Origin of the sequence: Paenibacillus sp. PDC88, from assembly GCF_900106725.1 — a bacterium.
Classification (GTDB): domain Bacteria; phylum Bacillota; class Bacilli; order Paenibacillales; family Paenibacillaceae; genus Paenibacillus; species Paenibacillus shunpengii.
In genome coordinates, this window is record NZ_FNNT01000005.1 from 400560 (window position 1) to 423731 (window position 23172).

Genomic DNA, 23172 nt, shown 5'->3' on the forward strand with positions numbered 1-23172 from the left:
TCTATTTAACAGAGCCTGCCGTTACCGCCTGTTCATTCCACTCATCTGCGGCAGGCTCTTCTTCCTCAATTAAATTAGCAGTCACCTTATGCATATAAATTCCCATCATTCCGTTAAACAGCACGAGGAAGCCGACTGCCGTCAGAGCGAGCAGCACAGTAAGACATACCGTCTGGAAGAAGGCGCCGACGGTGTACCCCGGATGTCTGAGGAGCAGCTTGACACTTTCCCCCATTGCCTTGAAGATCCCCAGCTCCTTCTGCAGAACGAGCTGGAACGTATGGAATTGAGAGATCAATGCCATGATCACAAAATAAGTCTGGAACACAGCGATAATGGTATAGAGCATGCCGTCTTTGCCGCCGTAATACCACCAGGTGGACCAGAGAATGAATACGAGCAGTGATACGAACAGCCCCATGACAACCGCGGGGAAATATCCTTTTCGCACGCCGTCAGCCAAGTCCTTGAGCCCGTTTCTTCTGCTCTTACGCTCCATTTTATGATGGAACACATGCAGTACACCAAAGAACAGCGGCATATAAATGAAAGGAATGACAAACAAGGCAGCCGTTATGGGCAGCAGCAGTACCGTGGGAATGAGTATTAGTGAACTGAGTACACTGTACAAGGCAACGGGAATGATCTCCCGATAAATCTCCGCTCCCGTCTTGACCAACACCTCACTCAGCTTACGCATCGCATTTCACTCCTTGTTCTCTTCGATCTGGCATGAACCGTTTCAATTCAGCCTAATTCTTTGTTCTGTCTCCGGATCAAAATAATGGGCCTTATGCAAATGGAGCAAGAAGTTCTTGGACATGCCCGTATAAGCTGTCGTTTCGGGATTAACCTTCGCTGTAACCAAACGGCTTCCAATATGAAAATAGATCAGGTTCTCCGACCCAAGATGCTCAACGACATCGATCTTCGCCTCAATCTTGTGATATTCATTCAGACTCGGCGCAATGTCTTCTCCATAGATATGCTCTGGGCGGATGCCGAGCACCACCTTCTTGCCATGGTAACCTGCAAGCCCGGCAGCTACCTCATCTGTAAGCGTCAGCTCAGCCCCTTCGATGCGAATTCTGTTGCCCTCCACGACAGCATCAATGAAGTTCATCGCTGGAGATCCGATAAATCCGGCAACAAACATATTTTGCGGATTCGCATACAGCTCCGTCGGGGAGTCAATCTGCTGGATAATACCGTTGTTCATGACTACAATTCGCTCCCCGAGGGTCATCGCTTCTACCTGGTCATGGGTAACATATACAATCGTTGCTCCAAGCCGCTTGTGAAGCTCGCTAAGCTCTACCCGCATCTGAATGCGAAGCTTGGCGTCAAGGTTCGAGAGCGGCTCATCGAACAGAAACACCTGCGGGTCCCGGACGATGGCCCGGCCGACAGCCACACGCTGGCGCTGACCGCCGGACAGCTCTCTCGGCTTACGTTCAAGCATATGTGTGAGTCCCAAAATACCGGCGGCATTTTCCACCTGCTGATTAATATACTCTTTATCCTTCTTCAGATTGCGAAGACCAAAAGACAGGTTCTCCCGAATCGTCATGTGAGGATAGAGTGCATAATCCTGAAACACCATGGCAATGTCCCGGTCCTTCGGATGCAAGTCGTTGACGACCCTCTCACCGATGAGAATATCGCCGCTCGTCTGCTTCTCTAGTCCTGCAATCATTCGAAGCGAAGTGGTCTTTCCACAGCCGGAGGGACCAACGAACACGACAAATTCTTGATCCTCAATAACGAAGTCGGAGCCCGCTACTGCGGTAAAGGTCCCTTTTTTGTCATCACTAAACTGCTTGCGTACTTGTCGAAACTCCACCCGTGCCATAGGTATTCCTCCTTTCACGTATCAGCCTTTAACGGCTCCAATAGTAATGCCTTGCAGGAAATAGCGCTGCAGGGAGAAGAACAGAATAATCATCGGCAGAGCGCCCACGGTCGCTCCCGCCATCATGGCGGCAAAATCGGACGCATCGCCGAACACGAAGGAAGCAAGCCCGACCTGTATAGTCCGCATATCGCTTGAATTCGTAATGAGGAACGGCCAGAAGAACTCATTCCACGAGGCAACGAAGCTGAAGATCGCAAGGACGGCAAGTCCCGGCTTCGCCATCGGCAGTATGACCTTCCAGAAGATCCCGAACTCGCTGCAGGCATCAATCCGTGCCGCATGAATAAGTGAAGTGGGAAGGGAGGACATATACTGCTTCATGAGAAAGATGTTTCCCACACTGACCGCCGTTGGCAAGATGATCGCTGTATACGTGTCTCCGATGTTAAATACATTGACCATAAGTATATACAGGGGAATCAGCGTAACCTGCGCAGGAATCATCATCGTGCTGAGCAGGACCCAGAAGATCGCTTTGTCCCCCGGGAACTTGAGCTTGGCGAAGGCATAACCGGCGAGCGAAGCGAAGAACACGTTCGTAATCGTGGTAATCGCTGCGATAATAAACGAATTCCATAACCAGCGCCAGGCATCTGTTTTGCCAAAGAACCGCTCATAAGGCGTCATCGAGATCACTTCAGGAATCATCTGCGGCCGAAAAGTAGCCGACACCTTCGTATCCTGAACAGAGCCGACCAGCATCCAGTACAGCGGAATGATCGTTACAATCGCCCAGAGTAAAATAATAACGGCTGCCAGAATGAGCAGGACCGATTTTTTTTGTAGTTTCATCGTCATACATCACACCCCCTCTATAGCTGCCTTTAATATTCAACATCACTGGAGAAGTATTTAAACTGGATTATGGAGATGACCACGATGATAAGAGCAAGTACGAAGGACTGAGCCGAAGCCAGACCAAACTCATAGAATACGAAAGCGGTCTGATAGATCAAATAAGCGATTGTCGTTGTCGCAAAATTCGGACCCCCCTGGGTCATTAGATACACCGAAATGAAGACCTGGAACGACCCGATTACACCTGTAACGAGCAGATAGAGCGTCGTTGGTTTAAGCAGGGGCCACGTAATCTTCGTAAATTTGGTCCATGCACTGGCATGATCAATATCTGCCGCTTCATAGAGCGACTTCGGAATGCCGCCCAGAGCGGCCATGTAGAGAATGATCCCTGCCCCATGGGAGCCGAGCCAGCTCATGAGGATGAGCGAGAAGAGTGCTGTACTGGATTGTCCCAGCCAGATTACAGGATCAAGCCCGAACCAGCTGAGGAATCTGTTGAGAAGTCCGACTTCGGTTGGATCAAATATAGCCAGCCACACCACGGAGATTGTCACGCCGGAGGCAACAGCCGGCAGGTATAGCGTTGCCTTGAAGAAGGTCTGCCACTTGCTCTTCATTTGAAAGATCAGCACAGACAAGACGAAGGTAATGATAATGTTGACCGGCACGGTTCCCAGTGTAAAAATAACGGTGTTTCGCATCGACTTCCAGAATGTAGCGTCCTGGAACAACCGGCTGTAGTTATCCATCCCTACCCAGGTGGAATTCATAATGCCATACTCCTGAAAGCTCATAAAAAAAGCATGACCTACGGGATACAGTGTAAATACGAGGAACAAGAGAACCGGAGCTAAGATGAAGAGATAAGCCCAGCCATATTCCTTAATCGCTCGCATTGGGCTTTGGCGGGAAGGTGTCCTTTTTGGCGCAAGTGATGTCTGCATCGTTCTCTCACCCCTTGTGTTTGTCGTAGAATTGACCATTCCTTCTAGCGAAAAAGGCTCCTGAGGACTTCGTCCTCAGGACAGCCTCCTCTGCAGATGACGCTATTTATTTGAGCATTTGCTCTGCCTTTGCCTTGAAGTCCTCCGCAATTTGCTCAGGTGTCTTCTCGCCGGAGAACAGGGCTTGAATGTTTGGCTTGACGACTTGTTCCTTGAACTGCTTCTGCTGCGCAGACTTGTCAATGTCGAGTGAGAGGGTTACCGGAATTTCGATATGCTCTGCCATCATATTCGCGGCTTCTATGGTGTCCGGTGTGCCCAGGCCCTTGCCTTCAAAGTACTCAGCTTGTGAGTTTCGAACGAAAGGAAGTACAAGCTCGTTAGCCGAGTTCCCTGCTTTGGCGCCGCTCAGTGCCTCCATCACAAGGAACGTGTTCTTGGCATGCTGCTCGCCCTTGTCATTCTTTTGCTTGAAGGCAACATAACCTTCTCCGCCCATGGTTGTCTTAGGCTCCGCCCCGTCGTTATGAGGTACGGGAAGCAGTACAAATTCGATTTTTTCGCCTTGGACCGTGCCGGCATCAATATCTTTGTTACGGTTCTGAATCATGACATCGTAATAGGGAAGTGCTTTGGAGATGATTGCCGCTTGCCCGGCATAGAACATATCCGTTCGTTTGGCGGGAGCGATAGCTGCGGTTTCTTTCGGCATATAGCCTTGATCAATGAGGTTGTCTATGAAGGTAAGGGTGTCTAATATACGATGGTCATTCCACTGAAATTCGCCGCTGGCGTTAAGCACATCGGGCATTCCGTTATTGCGTGTCAGCATTTCGATAAAATCTAACGAGGTTCCGTCTGTGACGAGCGCATACTGCGTGGTGCCGTCAGGAGCCGTACCTGTAAGCTTGGCCGCCGCCTCGTTAAATTCACTCCAGGTCCAGCCCTCCTGCTGGATCTGCTTCCAGTCGATTCCCGCTTCCTCCAGGATGCGCTTATTGCCGCCCCAAGCCCACTGGAATTGATAGAGCGGCAGTCCATACTGTTTGCCTTGAATTTGGCCAAGCTCTAGTGTGCCGGGCACGTAGTCATTCTTGATCTCATCGGTCAGGTAAGAGTCCAATTCAAGCGCAAGCCCTGTCTTCACATAAGCGCCATCGACACTGTGAAAATACAGATCTGGCGGATTACCTGCATTCAGAGCGACGTCAAACTTCTTAGGCCCCTCTGCCCATGTAAGCATTTCGTACTCAACCGTAATATGGGGATGCTCCTGATTAAAATCAGCGATAAGCTCCTTCAGCTCATCTTCGTATGTGCCATGAACAGGGTAAGTCCACACGGTTACCGTATCCTTGGCATCGGCATCGACGGTCTCCGCATCACTCCCTGAATTGCCGCCGCAGGCTGTCACGATGAGCATCATCATAGCGATCATAAGCGCAAGCGGTTTTTTCATATACACTTCCCCCTTTTTCGCATCGCATCTAAGAATCTACTTGAACATCTCTTCTCCCTTAGCCTTAAACTCGGCCGCTATCTCTTCGGCTGTCTTCTCACCTGTAAATAACGCCTGAATGTTCGGCTTCATTACCTGTTCCTTGAACTGCTTCTGCTTCGCTGCCAGCGCTGAATCAAGCGAGAGAACAACCGGCTGCTCCATATGCTCTGCCATGATACGGGCTGCCTCCAGCGTTTCCGGCGTGCCCAGACCCTTGCCTTCAAAATATTCAGCCTGTGACTTTCTAACAAACGGCAGCACGAGCTCATTGGCCGAATTCCCGGCTTTGGCACCACTCAGCGCTTCCATAACGAGGAACGTGTTCTTGGCATGCTGCTCGCCCTTATCATTCTTTTGCCTAAAAGCTACGTAGCCCTCGCCGCCCATCGTTGATTTCTGAGGAGCATCCTTATGATGTGGGACCGGCAGCAATACGAATTCAACCTTGGCACCTTGCACTGTTCCTGCATCAATATCCGCATTCCGCTGCTTGATGAGCACATCGTAATATGGAATTGCCTTGGAGATAATGGCCGCCTGCTCTGCATAGAACATTTCTACACGTTTCGCAGGAGCAATGGCTGCGGTCTCTTTGGGCATATAACCTTCTGTACGAAGGGTCTCCAGGAATTTAAGTGTCTCCAGAATTCGGTCATCATTCCACTGGAACTCACCTTCCGCATTCAGCACATCCGGCATGTTGTTATTGCGGGACAGCAGCTCCATAATCTCCATCGTCTGCCCTTCAGTTACAAAGGCATATTGCGGAGATCCGTCAGGAGCAGTCCCCATCAGCTTAGGTGCGAGCTCCAGGAATTCATCCCAAGTCCATCCCTCCTGCTGGATCTTCTGCCAATCGACTCCGGCTTCCTCAAGAATACGTTTGTTGCCGCCCCAGCCCCATTGGTACTGATAGATCGGAAGCCCGTATTGTTTGCCTTGAATCTGCCCGAGCTCAAGCGTTCCCGGGTAATAATCCTCCTTGATCTCAGGCGTCAGATAATCATCCAGCTGAATAGCCAGACCAGAATCGACGTAACTTCCATCTACACTGTGAAAATACAGATCGGGCGGATTGCCCGCATTCAGGGCAACATCAAATTTCTTGGGGCCTTCAGCCCAGGTGAGCATCTCGGTCTTGACGGTAATATTCGGGTGCTCCTTATTAAAATCAGCGAGGAGCTCCTTCAGGTCCTCTTCATACTTGTTATGAACAGGATATGTCCAGACTGTCACCGTATCCTTGGCATCCGCGCTTTGCTCGCTGCTTCCTCCCCCGCCGCTGCAGGCTGTCACCGCAAACATCAGAATAGAGGTCAGCATAATCCATGTCTTACGCATTAGCACCTATCTCCCCTCGTTCGTTCCACGTAAAGGAACACCGTAGATTAGACTACCTTCTCAGGGCCCGCCTGCTCTCCTCCAGATATTTGACCGACTGCTCGTAATTCTTGCTGGCTACACAGAGATACAAAATATCAATCAGATTAAGCTGAGTCATCCGGGAACCCATCGCACCGCTTCGAATCTCACTCTCTGTGGATGATGTGTATAGAGGTACGGTCGCCAGCTTGCTCAGCTTGGAATGGCCGTACTTGGTCATGCTGATCACTTCTGCCCCCCGCTTCCGAACCAGTTCGGCGACACGAAGCACTTCTTCCGTTTCACCCGAATAGGAAATGCAGACGGCTACATCTTCTTCTGTCATTGTGACCGCTGATGTGAGCTGCTGATGCGGATCAGCGAAGGAGAAGCTCATCTTGTTAATTCTTAGAAATTTCTGCTGTGCATCCATAGCTATCAGATTGGAAGCTCCAACGCCAAAAAAATAAATACGCCTTGCCTGATCCATTAAAGAAACGGCTCGCTCAACCATCGCCTCGTCCATAATCTTCAGCGTATCCCGGATGGACTGAATATTATTGTTCGATACACTTCGGATCATCGCAGATACACTGTCATTCGGTCTGATCTCCTGATAGCCTGCCTGCTCATCCGACCCCTGCAAGTCACCAGCCACCTTAATTTTCAGGTCCTGATAACCTTTGAAGCCGATCGTTTTGCATAGGCGGATGATCGCTGCCTGACTTGCACCGCTCTTCGCTGCCAGCTCGGCAACGGAGAGCTCGATGATCTCGCCAGGCTGCTGCAGAATATAAGCCGCAATCTTACGCTCCGAAGGATTCAGTGTTTCATAGGCTTCCTTGAGACGAACCAAGCCACCATTCATGAGAGCAGTTCCACCTCCATTTCAATAAAATATGTACTAATAGGTTAGATAAACTAACATAATCGGTTCTCTATCCTTCCAAATATGCTTGGATTGATATTATTATATGAGGTATGAAATATAATTTCAATAATAATTTATTTACTTAAAATTTTATTTTACATTCTGGAAATTATGACCTATACTTAATAAAAAATGAGAAGGGGTGAAGCGATGAATGTCTTTATTGGCGTGGATGGTGGCGGTTCCAAAACCGAAGTAGTAACCATGCTCGAAGATAAATCTATTCTCGCTCAATTCGATGGCGGGGCAACAAATCCCTATACAACTTCACCTCTTGAAGCTGCTAATGAGCTCAATCGATTACTGGAAACAACATTCACGTTTATTAATGAGCGCTCAATTATGTGTAAAGGAATTTGTCTTGGTATGTCAGGTATACAATCGGATGAAGAGAAGAGCACACTTATTAATCAGGTCAGACAATGTATGAAGCACAGATCTCTCTCCTTTCCGATTACCGTTTGTACAGAGGGCGAGATATCTCTCATGGCAGCATCAGGGGAGCATACAGGTGTGCTCGTGATCGCCGGAACAGGCTCCATTGTTTATGGATTCACAAGAGAGGGAAGCATTCACCGTGCAGGAGGCTGGGGGCATCTCCTTGGCGATGAGGGCAGCGGTTATCAGATTGGTCTGCAGACCCTTCAAGGGATCATGAGAAGTTATGACCGAATCGCCCCACCTACCTTGCTGACTTCCCTCGTTCAAGAAGCCTGTCAATTAAACGAGATCACAGAGCTCCGCACCTTCATCTATCAACAACCCTTCAGTAAGAAGAGCATCGCTTCTTATGCTAAGCTGTGCATCCGTGCCGCTGAGGAAGGAGATCCGCTTGCAATCAGCATACTTAGATCTCAGGCCGCAAGTCTGGCCGACACAACTACCGCTCTGCTGCATTCTCACCCTGATCTCCAACAAGAAACTGTAGCTGCAACCGGTTCTATCTTTCTCCACTCCTCCATATATAGAACGCACTATAAGGAATGCTTAAGTAAGATCTTTCCCCACCTTCATATGGTTACAGGTTCAGCAGACAGACCGCCGGCTTACGGCGCAGCCCTGATAGCACGACAGCGGTTCTTCTACCCCGATCAAGGAGCCGATGGACTCGTATAGTATGGTGTAATCCCGAGTGAATTTGCCTTTCCGTTACTTACAAACAAAGGTTCATTAATATAGAAAAGCTTGCAATCAAGATGCCCCGTATATATACGAATAGCACAAATCACTTTCTATTCTAGAATGGGGGCCAGGAGCGAAGGAGGCCGTACCTTATTATGAATCATCTAAGCCATAAACTTAGCCAGTTGATTACTGAACAGCCCAATCCGAGAACAGATCATATTGATCAGCTGGATTCCATTGAAATCATGAAGCTCATTAACGATGAGGATCAGCAGATCGCCAAGGTAATCAGGCCACTCATACCCGATATTGCAAAGGTTGCCGATTGTATAGTGGAGAGCTTTGAACGAGGTGGACGTTTATTTTATGTCGGTGCCGGTACCAGCGGCAGAATCGGCATCCTCGATGCATCTGAGTGTCCCCCCACCTACGGTACGGATCCATCACTGGTTCAGGGGGTTATCGCAGGCGGCTTCGAGGCCGTCCGAACACCTGTGGAAGGTGCGGAGGACAGCGAACAAGGGGGCAGCGAAGATATGAAATCCCATCAGGTCGGCCCCAATGATGTTGTCATTGGCATTGCCGCGAGCGGCAGAACACCTTATGTACTGGGTGCCATGAAGGAAGCCCGCGCTCTGGGCGCTCTTGTAGTCGGACTGTGCAATAACCCCAATTCGGACATGAAACCGCTGGCAGACTATACGATTGAAGCCGTAACCGGACCCGAAGTCATCATGGGTTCTACCCGAATGAAGTCCGGGTCCGCACAGAAGCTGATTCTCAATATGCTGACGACCACAGCCATGATCCGCTCCGGTAAAGTATACCGGAATTTGATGATTGATCTTAACCCTTCCAATGAGAAGCTGGTCGATCGTGCCAAACGTATCATCAAGCTGGCAACCGGAGCCTCCGAGGAGCAGATCAAGGATGCCTATATCGAATCAGATGGCCATGTCAAGACCGCCATTGTTATGATTATGACCGGTTCAGACGCATCCTCAGCGAGGAAGCTGCTCCTTTCATCCAAAGGCTATGTTCGTAAGGCGATTGACAGCAATCCCACTTCATAAGAAAAGAGCGCCCCTCTATCCTTAGCACTAAGGAATAGATGGGGCACTCTGTCATTTCAATCTACAATTTGAAACGCTGAATAATCTCCTGAAGCTCATCCGCTATATTAGATAAAGTTACTGCAGAAGAAGCGACCTCCTGCATGGCTGCCAGCTGCTCTTCCGAAGCCGCAGACCCTTCCTGTGCGCCAGCGGATATCTGATCCGAGATCGCTACAGCGACCTCAAATGATTCTCCGACATGGGCCATAGAGGCATCCATCTGCTTCGAGGCTGAGGATACTTCCTCCATCTGAGCCGCAACCTCTTGAATGGAGTGCAGAATCACTCTGAACCGCTCGCCTGCCTCCTGGACTGTAGCGATCCCTTTCGTAATTTCTTTAGATGCCGTGCCCATCGATGCTGTCGCAGCTCCTGTTCCCTGCTCCATTTCATGGGTCAATTTAGCAATTTGTGCTGCAGAAGCGGCCGACTGCGCTGCCAGCTCCTTCACTTCGTTCGCTACAACAGCGAATCCCCGCCCATGCTCACCTGCTCTTGACGCTTCAATTGAAGCATTCAGCGATAAAATATTCGTCTGTTTCGCGATATTCGTAATGACTTCAACAATCTTACGTATCTCTAATGATTTATCTCCGAGCCCTTGAATCACCTCATTGAGGTCACCCGCTGAAGCACCGATCTGATCCATTTGATGCTTCGCTTGATCGATACTCGCCATACCGGCCTGGGACTCTTCAGATACCTGCTTGGCTGCCAGAGTCACTTCTCCAGCTTGGTTTGTAATAGCTCTTACACCGCGGGACATCTCTTCAACGAGCTGCTTGGCTTCGCCAAGGCTTTGATTGGATTGAATCGTCCCCGTTGCCGTCTCCTGCATAATTGTGGCCAGCTGTTCTGTTGCCTTTGTTGTCTGCTCGGAGCTTGCTGCCAGCTGCTGAGAGGACGCTGCAAGCTGATGCGACGTTTCACTCACTTCTCCGAGTACGGATCGGAGGGAGCTGGTCATTCTATTAAACCCTTCCGCCAGAATGCCGTATTCGTCCCTGCGCTTCACGGTCAGATCGATGGTCAGATCCCCATTTCCAATATCACGGGACGCTCTGACCATTGCCTGTATCGGGCGATGCAAGCTGCGAATCATCAGTACCATAAGCCCCATTCCCACAATGGCAGAAATACCAAGCACGACGATCAGTGCGTTAAGGATCGGACGAGAGGCTTCTTCCACTTCGGCATAGTCCATTTCTGCAACGAGCTTCCAGCCTGTAGCTCCATGCGTGCTAAAGAATGCATATTTCTCCGCATTTCCTATGGTATAACTCAGGTCCCCGTTATCCTGTGCCAACACCGAATTGGATAGCGTCTCCAGGGCACTGGTTCCTGCATTAAAACGGGAATGCACAAGATAATTTCCATCACCATCTACCAGATACACGATACCTGTTTCTCCAATATGTACATCATTCACTGTAGAAGTCAGTGCTGCCAGACTGATCTGCATACTTGCTACCCCTTGACCATCGGATAATACTTTGGCCAACGTTACAACTACATTACCTGTCGAGCTCGATTTATAAGGCTTCGTTACGATAACCTCTTCACTGCTTTGAGCATCCTGATACCAGGGCTGATCTGTCACAGATTCATTCATTCCATACATTGGGGCTTTCATTTGCTGGTCTCCGCGAGACGATACGATGACGAGAGATTCAACCTGAGGGTTGGCATCCTTCAAATCATCAAGCAGCCGCTGGGCCTGTGGACTTTGATTGGCAATTTGCGCCGCATTCGTCTGTCTTGCAAGCAAATTGATATTTGCCTTCTGACTGTCAATCAAGGAGTCAATCTGCTTGCTGACAAGGGCAAGGGATTGCTCCATTGTCTCCTGATCCGACTTCCGAATCTCTGAATCAGCCGTATGATATGAAACCCAGAAGATCGCTATACTAGGCAGGAACAGGAAGAATAGAAATGCTGCAATCAACCTTACTCTAAAAGACAACAAGCTCTTCTTTTCTTTGCTAACCTTTTCATTTCTTGAATTCTCATTACTGCTATCTTCCTTGTTCTTATTTGCTTCGCTTTTGTTAGCCAGCTTCACTTTTGCTAAGCTTTTTTTCAATAATTCCTTCATAAAGAAAAAGCCCCCCTTTCTACAAAATGTGTAATTTATGCAGCTTGTTAATGCATCACTGAAGATGACGCCAACTGCATACTGTCTATAAAAAAAGACAGAACATCTTATCTATCGGCAAGTGGAGGCTGAGATTTTATACATTTTCTGAAATTTTTCATTTTAGTTTACATTCAATGTAAGATAACAGCTTGCTAAGCAGATACGTCAGTATAAAATAGATCAGCGCAGCTGTTAAGTACGGCTCCCAGATCGCATAATACTGACCTCTCATCGCGTTGCTCCAGAACATAATTTCCTGAACAGAAATGATCGCAAGCAGCGAGGAATCCTTGACCAGCACGATGAATTCATTACCAAACGCCGGAATCATGCGCTTTATAGCCTGAGGCATGATGATATAACGCATCGTCTGGTAGCGGTTCATTCCGGAGGAATAGGCTGCTTCAAACTGACCTTGATCGACGGATTGAATTCCTGCTCGATAAATCTCTGCCATATACGCGGCAGAATTCAGCGTCATGGACAAGATTCCCGCCGTGATTGCATCCGTGCTCCCATAGAACATCGGCACAACACCGAAGTGAACAATCAGAATTTGAACATAAAAAGGCGTTCCTCGAAAAAAGTTGATATACAGGCTCGCAGGCCAGTTCAAGTACTTCGGCTTCGCCATTTTTCCGAATGAAATAAACAATCCCAGGACAGCACCAAGCAGAATGGAAACGATGGAGAGCCCGATCGTCAGAAGCATGCCTCTCAGTATCAATGGCAGATACTCCACGATAATATCAAATCTAAAATTATCCATGAGCTGCACTCCCTTAATTTAATGGGCAGCAAGAAAAGCATGCGCCGCACATACCGCCGACCCATGCTTCCCGGTTCCTGCCTGTGCGCTTACTCTGCTGCCTTATCCAATTCTTCCTTCAATCGGGTCAAATCCGGCTCATTTCCAAACCACTTTTTGTATACCTCAGCATATTTCCCATTATCAATAACTGCCTTGATTGCAGGATCAAGCTTTGCCTTCAGCTCCGACCCCTTAGGATATAGAATCCCGTAATATTCGGAATCAAAGTTCTCCGGATCGAGGATGCTCTCGAATGCTTTATCCGGATTGTTCTTCATGTACTCCTGCACAATCGCTACGTCCGCCACCGCAGCATCCACACCGCCGCTCTCAAGCTCCATGAAGGCAAGGACATTGCTCTCAAATTTCTTAAGGCTGCTGTTACCCTGGCCCATGATCTCTGTCATCAGTGTATCGGCCGTTGTAGCACCCTGAACCGCAACCTTCATATCCTTCAGATCCATTGCACTCGTTATGCCGGCTCCTTCTTTAAACAGAATCATGTTCGTCGATTCGAAATAGGGCAGGGAATAATCATACGTTGCTTTACGCTCTTCGGTGATGGATACACTAGATATGCCCGCAGCAAATTCTGTCCCCTGCTGGACACTAGTCAGCATCGCATCCCAGCCTGTATTGCTGAGCTCATATTCAATGCCTGCTTCAGCCATCACTTCTTTAAGAAAATCAATGTCAAAGCCGGTAATCTCACCCTTATCCATAAATTCCATAGGAGCATATGCCGCATCCGTCGCTATTTTGACAGTCTCGGGTGATTCCTTTGCTTCTCCAGCTCCTCCCGCTCCTGTCGTAGCAGTCTCTTCATTGCCACAGGCCGACAAAACTATCACTAGAAAAGCAATTAACATAACACCGAATCTCTTAATCATATGAACCCTCCCTATAGGAATCTAGTAATATAAACAGATTCTATCAACAGTTCCATAGATTAACAATACATTTTATTGCATGCGTCAATAAACATAACATATCAATATAAGTTCCATTATGATGAAGCTCACAAAAAGCCTCGCTGAGGAGTCAGGAGGCTTTTGCTTCTCTCTATATTTAAAGCTAGCATAGTGAACCTGTATCATTCTGAATGGTGTGTCTGTTTATTCATTCGTATTTGTATCATTTCTACTCTACTGAATTAATTTCATAAATACCTCTTAATGAAGATGAAATTGATTCACTGCTGTACGTAACCTTTCTCATCACTTAAGTGGTTCCAATTCGGACACCCATCTGATTAATCCAGCGGCGGTAAGCGACCGATAACAGATCGGCTTTATGATTCAGCTCTGCCTGCAGATCCAGCGGCAATAACTCGGGCTTCTGGGTTTCAATAATCCACTTGTCCTGCTCGAATACGGTATCCTGAAAATCAATAAACTGCTGATCATCCACCTCATGCGCATAATTGCGAGATACCGGCATATACACGATACACTCCTGCTCTGACACCGGCAGCACAGTCAGCATAATCCAGAGCGTCTGCCCCGTTGCCTGATCTCTCTTGGATAAACGGGCCGCAAGCGGTCTAAACACCTCCTTTACATAGATATAAGTGGTCCCCTCACGATGATCTGACCCGGAATGGGCAACCGGCTGGAAGATTGGCACATCTCCGGTATACACCCGATCCGGTTCTTTGAACACCTCAAAGTCCGGCAGCTCCGAATAATCCGGGTGACCAAGCAGACCGCCATGTACATACATCAGATGGGCAAAATCCGTAAAATTCTCAATGACTCTCGTCCCTGCAGCCTTCACATGATAAGGACCACATACGAGCGGCCGATATTCCGGATTCTCAAATTCCTCGAAGCTGGGCAAATCCGCCCTTGGCTCACCGATACACACCCACACGATACCGAATTTCTCCTGGCAATGATATTTGGTTGCCTTCGCTCTTGGCGGAATACGGTCATCCTTTCCTTGAGCAGGGATACATACGCATTTGCCGTCCGAATTGTACTGCCATCCATGATAAGGACAGACCAGATTTTCATTCTTGTCTACCCAGCCTTTGGACAGCATGGCTCCGCGGTGAACACAGAGATCACGCAGTGCATGCACACCTTTGCTTGACCGGTAAACAGCGACCCGCTCCTCCAGCACGATGACAGATACTGGCTTGTCAGCAAGCTCATGTGAACCACATACCGGATGCCATTCATTCTCTAGCACGGTATCTGACAAGGCGGATGAACCTAACGGTTTAAGCAGTTTCTGATCAATCATTGTAATCCCCTCCTAAATTTTCATATTCTTTCTGCCTATTCCATCACCACTACTCATTTTGAACTGAAATCTCTCCGCTCTTCAGGGCGTCGATCGTAGCCTGAACCTGATCCTTAATTTCCTGAGTCATTTTCTCCTCGAACCCATGGTAGGGACTCATGTATACCGCACCGTCTTTTACGCCTAGGGACATCGGCTCTGCCTTCATCGTTCCCTCCATGATGGATTTGATCGTAGCGGTCATCGCTGTTGGATAATCTTGAATCACACTGGTAATGACGGTGTCCGGAGCAACGGGGTTTAAATCTTCATTGGACCCGATGGCAAGTACACCCTCCTGCTTAGCAGCATCAATACCGCCCATTCCCGCTTGGTTTGCATTGGTCATAACGACATCTGCACCCTTTTCGATGAGGGAGATCGCAGTCTCCTTGGCCTTAGCGACATCCTCACTGGAACCCGTCATGGTCGTCAGGACGTTAATACCAGGAACAGCCGCCTTCGCACCTTCTTCGAACCCTTTGACAGAATTCGTAATTGGCGGAATCTCCTGCCCGCCGATCGCCGCTACTGTCCCCGATTCAGACATCAAAGCCGCTACCGTTCCCATCAGATATCCCTGCTCCCGATTATTGATACTGATGGAAGCGACATTTGGACTTTGACTCACCGTGGCACTGGTGACCAGAAACCAAGTGTCTGGATACTCCCCGGCGACAGACATCATAGGTTCTGCGAATTCAAATCCATGACCGATAACGACATCATATCCATCTGTCCCATACCCACGAATAAACTCCGCCATATCGGACTGGGCAACCTTCTCGGAATACTGCACTTCCGCACCAAGCTCACTCTCAATCTGCTTAAGCCCCTTATACGCTGTGGCGTTCCATCCGTTATCATTTACCGGGCCCGGCGTAAGCAGAGCGACCTTAAGCGGCTGATTTATTTCTGTAGCAGCCGTACTGGAGCCTGCCGCTGCCTCCTCGCTCTGCCCGCTTTCTGCAGCACCACCGCACCCTGCGAGCAGAACAACAGCAAGAATCAACGTACACAACAAGTGGAATCGTCTATTCAACATTTTGGTGAATCCCCCTTTGATTGATTTAATCTATCATCCCGGCCATGCTGCGGCCGATTCGTTCTCGCGTTGCCTCTTCCCTGCTCACCATGTCCACAATTCGGCCTTTGAATAGAACAGCGATTCGGTCTGAGAGTGACATCACCTCTTCAAGCTCCGTAGAGATGAGCAGAATGCCAACTCCCCGATCTCTCTCGGCCAGGAGCCGCTTATGTACATACTCCGCAGCTCCTACATCCATTCCGCGGGTTGGCTGCATCGCGATGAGGAGCTTTGGATTCAGCATCAGCTCTCTGGCAAGAATGACTTTTTGCTGATTGCCTCCTGACAGCTGACCGGCCGCATGCTCGCTCGAGGGTGTTCTGATATCAAACTCCTGCACAGCTTGTTCAGCAGTCTTCCTAATCGCTCCTTTTCGCAGCATGCCGAATTTGCTGAAGATGGGTGACTTGTACTGCTTAGCAATTAAATTCTCGCCAATGCTCATGGGCAGCATGAGCCCTTCCTTGTGCCGATCCTCGGGAATGTAACCTACACCTTGCTCGGTCATGTATCGGGGATGCAGACGCTGTACAGGCCTGCCGTCAAGCTTGACCTCTCCACTCGACAGCTCCGCTAGACCCATGAGTGCCTCACTCAGCTCACGCTGGCCGTTGCCGTCTACACCAGCAATGCCGACAATCTCCCCTTCCTGAACCGTGAGTTTGATATCAGATAACACGGGTACCTGGCTCCGCACCACCGATAGATCCTGCACCTCGAGCAAGCAGCGCTGACTATTGGTATAAGGACTATGCTTCAGTGCTGTGACCTCCCTTCCAACCATGAGCCTTGCCAGCTCCGCAGGAGTTGTTTCCTTCATGGCCATAGAGCCTTCCCATTGTCCGGCACGCAGCACAGTCACCTGATCACAGACCGCCTCCACCTCCTGCAGCTTATGGCTTATAAAGACGATCGTTTTCCCTTGCTCCTTCAGCGACCGCAGAACAACGAACAAATCCTTAACCTCCGGTGGAGTAAGCACGGCGGTTGGTTCGTCCATAATGATGAACTCTGCGCCGCGGTATAACGTCTTCACAATTTCAACACGCTGCTGCTGACCGACAGATAATTCACTGACCCGCTTTGCGGGATCTACATCAAGACCGTAGGCATCTGAGATCTTCTTAATCTCTGCACAAGCTCTGCGAAAATGAAACCAAGGACTTCGGCCCTCCTTCAGCCCAAGCACCACATTCTCTGCCACGGTCAATGCCGGTATCAGCATAAAATGCTGATGGACCATACCGATTCCGATCTCCATCGCCTGTCTGGGTGAATCAAAATTGACTTGCTTACCTTTAAACAGAAGCTCTCCCTCATCAGGATGAAGAAGGCCTGACAGCATATTCATCAGCGTGCTCTTCCCTGCACCGTTCTCGCCCAGGATGGCATGGATTTCGCCATACTTGATGCGGAGATCAAGACGATCATTGGCTGTGAACGATCCAAACCGCTTGGTGAGTCCTCTGGTTTCCAAAATATAATCATCATGCTCGGGGGACGAGTATCTCTGTCCAACCGAAGGCTGTTCTATAGGCTCAGAAGTGTGTGACTGCATTAGTTCATCTCCTCCTTCCGTGTATCAATCATCCAGGCACTGCTCATGCATGACGATTGGCTGCACTTTTATAAGGTTTGCCTGTCGCAGCCGGCTGTCTTGCCTTACCTGAGAACCAGGCCAGCGCAAGCATGGTCAGAAGATAAGGAAACATCAGCATGAACTGGTAAGGAATCTCGATGCCGAAGGACTGGATACGAAGCTGAAGCGCATCAGCTCCTCCGAATAATAAGGAAGCTCCCATCGTCCCCGCGGGTGTCCAGCGGCCAAAGATTACAGCCGATAGTGCGATAAAGCCTCTGCCCGCTACCATATTCTCCGTGAATTGATTCAGAATGCCGAGTGACAGTGCACAGCCTGCCAGACCTGCGAGCATACCGCCAATGAGACAGCAGGTGTATCGAACCCGATGCACCCTTACCCCGAGCGTATCTGTCGCAAGCGGGTTCTCGCCTACAGCGCGGACTGTCAGTCCCCACCGGGTTCGGTATAAGACAACACTTGTGATCGGAACCAGTAAAAATGCGAGGTAAGCCAGCAGGTTTTGTTCAAATACAGCGGGGCCGATCCAGGGTATATTTTGAAGAAAAGGGATATGAGGTACGGGAACCGCATCCACTTGAATCGTTTCTGTACCCATACCTAGAAGACTCCTGCCAAAGACTGTCGTCAGACCAAGACCGAGAAGATTCAGCGCTGTGCCGATGATGACCTGGTCCGCTCCGGTCGTTACAGTCAAGAATGCAAAGATGATGCCAACCAATCCGCAGACCAGAACTCCAGCAGCCAGCCCGGCCCATACATTACCGCCATAGTACGCACCCACGACTCCAGCCAGTGCCCCGATCAGCACCATGCCCTCCATGCCGATGTTCAGAATCCCACTTTTGGACATGAACAGCACACCAATTGCGGCCAGTAGCAGGGGTATGGAGAGCCGGATTGCAGCAGCCACATAACTAATCCATAGCTCTTCACCCATTTTTTCCGCCTCCTGCCTTGGACAGAGACACCTTGCCCGGATGAGCACCAGCCTGCGCTCCTTCGAGTTTGTGCAGCATCCAATTTGTAATTTGACGTTTGTATTTGCCAAACCAATATCTGTTGCATACTACGATGATAATCATCAGCGCCTGAATGACGAGCACGAGCGAGGTTGAAGCACCGGTCACTCGCTGCATTGCATTCGCTCCGCTCTTCATCCCTCCGAATAATAGTGCCGATACCATATTGCCGAGCGGATGCGTATTTCCGAGCAGTGCGACCGCAATTCCCTCATAGCCATAGCCTGGTGAGAAATTTTGCAATAGCCTGTGCTGAACGCCGGCAATTTCGATGTATCCGCCGAGCCCGGCCAGCCCACCGCTGACGAGCATCACCATGACCATGTTCCTTCTCACCGGCATCCCCATGACTTTGGCCGCCTGTCCGTTAAGTCCTGTGGAGCGTATCTCATAGCCCCAGGTCGTCCTGTGGAGCAGGAAATACATAAGAACCGCAACGACAATGGCGATGATAAAACCATAGTGCAGCCTGGACCCGAGCAGTGTCGGCAGAACCGAGCTATCCGGAAGGGGGGCCGATTGAGGCATACTCCCATTCGGATCCTTCAGAGGGCCTGTGACCATATAGCTGATCAAATAAATTGCGATATAATTCAGCATAATGGTGTTAATGATCTCGCTTGCTCCCCGCCCTACCTTAAGCAGTCCGGCGATGCTGCCCCAGATTGCTCCGCCAAGACAGCCGCACAAGAGAGAGAGCGGTAAATGCAAGAGAAACGGAGTATCTGCCGGCATAAGCAGGGCAGCCATCGCCCCTGTAAGGGCTCCAATGTAGATCTGACCCTCCGCTCCAATATTGAACAGCCCGCTTCGATAAGCAAAGCTGTAGCTCAGGCCCGCAAACAAGAGCGGAGTTGCTTTTACCAGAGTCTCTTTGATACTGTTCACACTGCCTGCTGCCCCCTGCCAGATCAGCCCGTATGCTTCGAGCGGTGATACACCCGCCGCAGCCATCACAAGCCCTCCTGCAACCAGGGCCAGCAGAATGGCAAACGCATAGAAGATAAGCTCCATCCCCCACTCTACGCTTCTGGTCACCCACCTTCGATGTGACATTCCATCCCCTCCTTCTATAGAAGACGTAGTTAGCTGCGGACACTGTAAACAGGATAACGGTTCATCAGCTTCTCCCTTAACCGATCCACCCTTGCCTGTGCCCGCCTGATGATCTCCTCCTCATCAACGAGCGTGCAGCGTCCAGCTTCCACAACTATCTGTCCATTTACAAGCACCGTATGAACATCGTTCCCATTGGCGTTATAGACGAGTGCAGAGGAATAACGATGAATTGGGGCAATATGGGCTTTTTGCATATCAATAATGACGATATCTGCCTTCTTCCCGGGCTCAAGCGAGCCCAAATCCTTCTCTCTGCCCATCGCCTTGGCTCCGCCGCGGGTACCCATTTCGAGTACCTCCATGGGAGGGAGCATCGTGGAATCCAAATGATGCACTTTATGCAGACATGCCGTGAACTTCAGCACTTCAAGATTATCCTGACAGTTGTTACTGCCCGGTCCATCTGTACCTAGCGCAACATTGATGCCTGCCTTTCGCATTTCAGGCACCCTTGCAACGCCGGAGGCAAGATACATATTAGATACCGGACAATGAATAACGGATGCCTGGTGCTTAGCAAGGAGTTCAAGCTCGCCGTCATCGAGCCATATTCCGTGCACCACCTGAGTCCTTGGACCAAGCATGCCGACTGCTTCGACCAGCTCCAGATTCCGAAGTCCAAACCGGGACAGCGTATTGTCAATCTGATCACTCGTTTCGGCGACATGAATATGCGTGATCAAGTTCCGGTCCCGGCTGAATTTGGCCGCCCGTTCAAGGAACGGTCTGGAGCAGCCGTACAAATTTAATGGACCCATAGCAATCTCGATCCGTCCTGTTCCTTCCCCCTGCCAGCGGTCTAGCAGCGCTGCTGTACGCTCGAAGATGACGTCCTCCTCTTCTCTCAGCCTCGGCTCGTAGCTTAGGTCCACTCCCCCGCGAGCCAGATGTCCGCGGATCCCTGACTCCACCATGGCCCGGAGTACATTCTCCGTATTCTCCTCGTAGGTATGAATATAATGGTGATCCATGATGTATGTAGCGCCTGACTTTAAATTTTCGATACATCCAATCAGTGCTGCCAAATAAAAATCCTCTGCCTCCATAGCAAGCGATCCCGGCCAAATCACCTGCCGCAGCCACTCGGATAAGGGATGATCATCTGACACGCCGCGAAGAAAGGTCTGAAATAGATGCGTGTGGCCGTTAATGAGACCGGGGATGACCGCTTTGCCGCCAGCGTCTATTTTGCGATCTGCCTCCAGCAGATGGCGGATACTCCCTTCCTCCAGAGGCCATGCTCCTGTCTCTACAATTTGGTCATGCTGGATGTATACATAGCCTGGAGAATACACTTCATTGTCCGCATTCATCGTCAGAATCGTGCCATTATATATAAGCGTTGTACTAATGATGATCACTTCCTGCCTAATGTTAGTATTTGTTACATTTCTGTGAATTGATCTCATCATAAAGGATTGAATATTTCATTGTCATTGGCTATAGTAGACTAAAACATTTTAATTTGTTGGTTAAGTTAACCATTTAATTGTAGTAACCTAACGTATATCTAACATATTATGTTTGAAAAAATGAGCGTTTTCGCTTCCTCACTATTTCTAGCTATTAAGAATCTTCACGCATGACTCAATCCTTCAACAGGATAGCATTCTGATAAAATTCTGATACAGAAGTACTCCTCATGAATCGAAACCTTCGGAGGTAATCTATGAAAATATCCGATTTGCTCGACATTCCCATGCTCGCCAGCTCCCGGGTAACCGCCGGACGCGAGGGACTTTATCGTGATGTGTACTCAGTCAATATGATGGACTCGCCCGACATCTTCGAATACCTCAAGCCTAATGAGCTCCTCCTTACCACCGGATATGCCATCAAAGACAAGCCCGAGATATTAACACAGCTGGTCACAAGGATGGCTGAGCTGGGCTGTGCCGGACTTGGCATTAAGACAAAGCGGTATCTTGATCACATTCCTGAAGAGGCCAAAGAGGCCGCGGACCGTCTTCAGTTTCCACTACTGGAGCTGTCGCTCGACTGCGCGCTCTCCGAAGCGCTGCATCAGCTGCTGGCCCGTATTATGGAATCCCGAACAGAGGAGATGAGATATGCACTTGAGAGCCACCGATACTTCTCCGACATTCTTCTGGAAGGCAAAAGCCTTCAAACGATTCTGGAGGAGCTCGCAAGGCTCCTCTCCTATCCCGTACTTCTTGTGAACCGCAGCTTGGAGCCTTTTGCTACATCATCCGGATTTGGAACTGCCTACTCCTCGTTCCTGCAAGATATCTCGAACTGGCTGCCATCTATGCTGCATGGGGCCCGCTCTCCCAGCATCCCGCTGCCACCCGGCAGTGCTGTTCCTTTTTCCTATTTGCTTCAGTATCCGATCCAGACTGATCAGTCCCAAGGGTACCTGCTGTCCTTTACGAATCAGAATCCGGTCAGCACGCTCTCCTTGCTCACACTCGAGCAGGCAGCGAACGTAATCAGCTTTGATCTGCTGAAGCGCCAGGCTGTCAAGGAACGCTCCCGCCGCTACAAGAACGACTTCTTCGGCGACCTTGTGGATGGACTGATCTCAGACAAGCAGGACCTGATTCATCGCGGGCGCCGATATGGACTCAGTGAACAGCGCTCGTATTACTGTGTTGTGCTGAAGAAGGATGCCCCTCTCCGCAGCCACAATAGCTTCAGCTCCTATTCACCATTGCTGCCGAGTGACTCCATCAGAGGGCGCACAGCTTCAATGAAGGAAGATCTGTATGAGCTCGTGAAGGGGGAAGCTAAGGCGAGCGATTTCTCATTCATTCTTTTTTCCAAAAATGATGCCGTCGTCATGCTGCTTCCAGTGAATACCCTCGAGGAAGCGGCCCCAGACGAGCACCAGCTGCCTGAACGTCTTCTCGCCTCACGCTTGAAGCAGATGATTCATTCGCTCTGGTCTCAGCATGAAGTATCGCTGTCCGTCGGGGTCAGCAATACTGCAGATGAGCTGTCTCAGCTGCCGCGAGCTTACCAAGAAGCACTCGATGCATTGCAGACGGGTCTGCACAGCCAGCAGCAGCGCTACGTGCAGTTCTATCATGTCAAGGAGTTATCTGACCTGTTGCGGATGCTTCCGCAGGAGGACCTGCAGGAGTTTATCAAAGAAACGTTCGCACACTTGCTCTTTCTGGAGGACAAGGAACGCGGAGAGCTCTTGAAGACGCTGCGGAGTTTTTTGGATAATCACTGCCATATTGCCGATACGGCCAAGCAATTGTACCTTCACCGAAATACGGTGATTTATCGGCTGGACAAATGTGAGCAGCTGACAGGCCGCTCTCTGCGCCTGCCTGCCAACAGCCTGCGCTTTAGAGCAGCGTTTTTGATGGAGGAGTTATTAAATTAATGCACCATTATATGGGTTGTTTACCAACTTTCAATCCTATAAAATGAAACCAGTGTGGTTA

At 49.6% G+C, this 23172-nt stretch carries 19 protein-coding genes; 3 read left to right on the plus strand and 16 right to left on the minus strand.

Going from position 1 to position 23172, the window contains the following annotated elements; all coding sequences use genetic code 11:
* Position 1 precedes the first annotated feature (1 nt).
* From BLW49_RS17670 to BLW49_RS17700, 7 genes are all read right to left on the minus strand, one after another.
* Positions 2 to 700 (minus strand): hypothetical protein, encoded by a 699-nt coding sequence (locus BLW49_RS17670; RefSeq protein ID WP_090725862.1) that lies wholly within the window; start codon positions 698 to 700, stop codon positions 2 to 4.
* Positions 701 to 742: 42 nt separating this feature from the next.
* Positions 743 to 1852 (minus strand): ABC transporter ATP-binding protein, encoded by a 1110-nt coding sequence (locus BLW49_RS17675; protein WP_076314914.1) that lies wholly within the window; start codon positions 1850 to 1852, stop codon positions 743 to 745.
* Positions 1853 to 1873: 21 nt separating this feature from the next.
* Complete coding sequence (locus tag BLW49_RS17680; RefSeq protein WP_076314966.1) at positions 1874 to 2707, minus strand: carbohydrate ABC transporter permease; 834 nt, start codon at positions 2705 to 2707, stop codon at positions 1874 to 1876.
* A 32-nt stretch (positions 2708 to 2739) separates the two neighbouring features.
* Positions 2740 to 3660 (minus strand): carbohydrate ABC transporter permease, encoded by a 921-nt coding sequence (locus tag BLW49_RS17685; protein WP_076314915.1) that lies wholly within the window; start codon positions 3658 to 3660, stop codon positions 2740 to 2742.
* Between the two features lie 106 nt (positions 3661 to 3766).
* Complete coding sequence (locus BLW49_RS17690) at positions 3767 to 5119, minus strand: ABC transporter substrate-binding protein (RefSeq protein WP_090725864.1); 1353 nt, start codon at positions 5117 to 5119, stop codon at positions 3767 to 3769.
* A 36-nt stretch (positions 5120 to 5155) separates the two neighbouring features.
* Positions 5156 to 6502, minus strand: coding sequence for an ABC transporter substrate-binding protein (locus BLW49_RS17695; RefSeq protein ID WP_090725865.1), 1347 nt, complete (start codon positions 6500 to 6502; stop codon positions 5156 to 5158).
* Positions 6503 to 6554: 52 nt separating this feature from the next.
* Positions 6555 to 7391 (minus strand): MurR/RpiR family transcriptional regulator, encoded by an 837-nt coding sequence (locus BLW49_RS17700; RefSeq protein WP_076314918.1) that lies wholly within the window; start codon positions 7389 to 7391, stop codon positions 6555 to 6557.
* 213 nt (positions 7392 to 7604) lie between these two features.
* Here BLW49_RS17700 and BLW49_RS17705 point away from each other — a divergent pair, with 213 nt between their 5' ends.
* Together BLW49_RS17705 and murQ are read left to right on the plus strand one after the other, a co-directional pair.
* Positions 7605 to 8570, plus strand: a complete 966-nt coding sequence (locus BLW49_RS17705) for an N-acetylglucosamine kinase (RefSeq protein WP_177178774.1) — start codon at positions 7605 to 7607, stop codon at positions 8568 to 8570.
* Positions 8571 to 8731: 161 nt separating this feature from the next.
* Positions 8732 to 9652 (plus strand): N-acetylmuramic acid 6-phosphate etherase, encoded by a 921-nt coding sequence (gene murQ / locus BLW49_RS17710; protein ID WP_090725869.1) that lies wholly within the window; start codon positions 8732 to 8734, stop codon positions 9650 to 9652.
* A gap of 61 nt (positions 9653 to 9713) precedes the next feature.
* On the opposite strand, the gene BLW49_RS17715 is transcribed toward murQ, so the two are convergent.
* From BLW49_RS17715 to BLW49_RS17755, 9 genes are all read right to left on the minus strand, one after another.
* Positions 9714 to 11789: a methyl-accepting chemotaxis protein gene (locus BLW49_RS17715; protein WP_076314921.1), complete on the minus strand. Its 2076-nt coding sequence runs from the start codon at positions 11787 to 11789 to the stop codon at positions 9714 to 9716.
* Positions 11790 to 11946: 157 nt separating this feature from the next.
* The gene (locus BLW49_RS17720) at positions 11947 to 12600 is read right to left on the minus strand and encodes an amino acid ABC transporter permease (protein WP_090725871.1); all 654 of its coding nucleotides are present in this window, start codon (positions 12598 to 12600) and stop codon (positions 11947 to 11949) included.
* Between the two features lie 89 nt (positions 12601 to 12689).
* Entirely contained in the window at positions 12690 to 13532 is an 843-nt protein-coding gene (locus tag BLW49_RS17725) for a basic amino acid ABC transporter substrate-binding protein (RefSeq protein WP_076314923.1), read from the minus strand.
* Positions 13533 to 13863: 331 nt separating this feature from the next.
* Positions 13864 to 14889 (minus strand): aromatic ring-hydroxylating dioxygenase subunit alpha, encoded by a 1026-nt coding sequence (locus tag BLW49_RS17730; RefSeq protein WP_090725873.1) that lies wholly within the window; start codon positions 14887 to 14889, stop codon positions 13864 to 13866.
* Positions 14890 to 14938: 49 nt separating this feature from the next.
* Positions 14939 to 15973 carry a BMP family protein gene (locus BLW49_RS17735; RefSeq protein WP_090725875.1) on the minus strand — a complete coding sequence of 345 codons (1035 nt, stop codon included), beginning with the start codon at positions 15971 to 15973 and terminating at the stop codon, positions 14939 to 14941.
* 25 nt (positions 15974 to 15998) lie between these two features.
* Positions 15999 to 17573 carry an ABC transporter ATP-binding protein gene (locus BLW49_RS17740; RefSeq protein WP_083656130.1) on the minus strand — a complete coding sequence of 525 codons (1575 nt, stop codon included), beginning with the start codon at positions 17571 to 17573 and terminating at the stop codon, positions 15999 to 16001.
* Positions 17574 to 17616: 43 nt separating this feature from the next.
* Positions 17617 to 18555 carry an ABC transporter permease gene (locus BLW49_RS17745; protein ID WP_090725877.1) on the minus strand — a complete coding sequence of 313 codons (939 nt, stop codon included), beginning with the start codon at positions 18553 to 18555 and terminating at the stop codon, positions 17617 to 17619.
* Complete coding sequence (locus BLW49_RS17750; protein ID WP_090725879.1) at positions 18548 to 19693, minus strand: ABC transporter permease; 1146 nt, start codon at positions 19691 to 19693, stop codon at positions 18548 to 18550. Before BLW49_RS17750 ends, BLW49_RS17745 begins: the two co-directional genes overlap by 8 nt.
* Positions 19694 to 19722: 29 nt before the next feature.
* A complete protein-coding gene (locus tag BLW49_RS17755; RefSeq protein ID WP_256209809.1) occupies positions 19723 to 21117 on the minus strand; it encodes an amidohydrolase family protein in 1395 nt (464 codons plus the stop codon).
* Between the two features lie 308 nt (positions 21118 to 21425).
* Between BLW49_RS17755 and BLW49_RS17760 the strand changes: the two genes are divergently transcribed.
* Positions 21426 to 23111 (plus strand): PucR family transcriptional regulator, encoded by a 1686-nt coding sequence (locus tag BLW49_RS17760; protein WP_090725881.1) that lies wholly within the window; start codon positions 21426 to 21428, stop codon positions 23109 to 23111.
* Positions 23112 to 23172 lie beyond the last annotated feature (61 nt).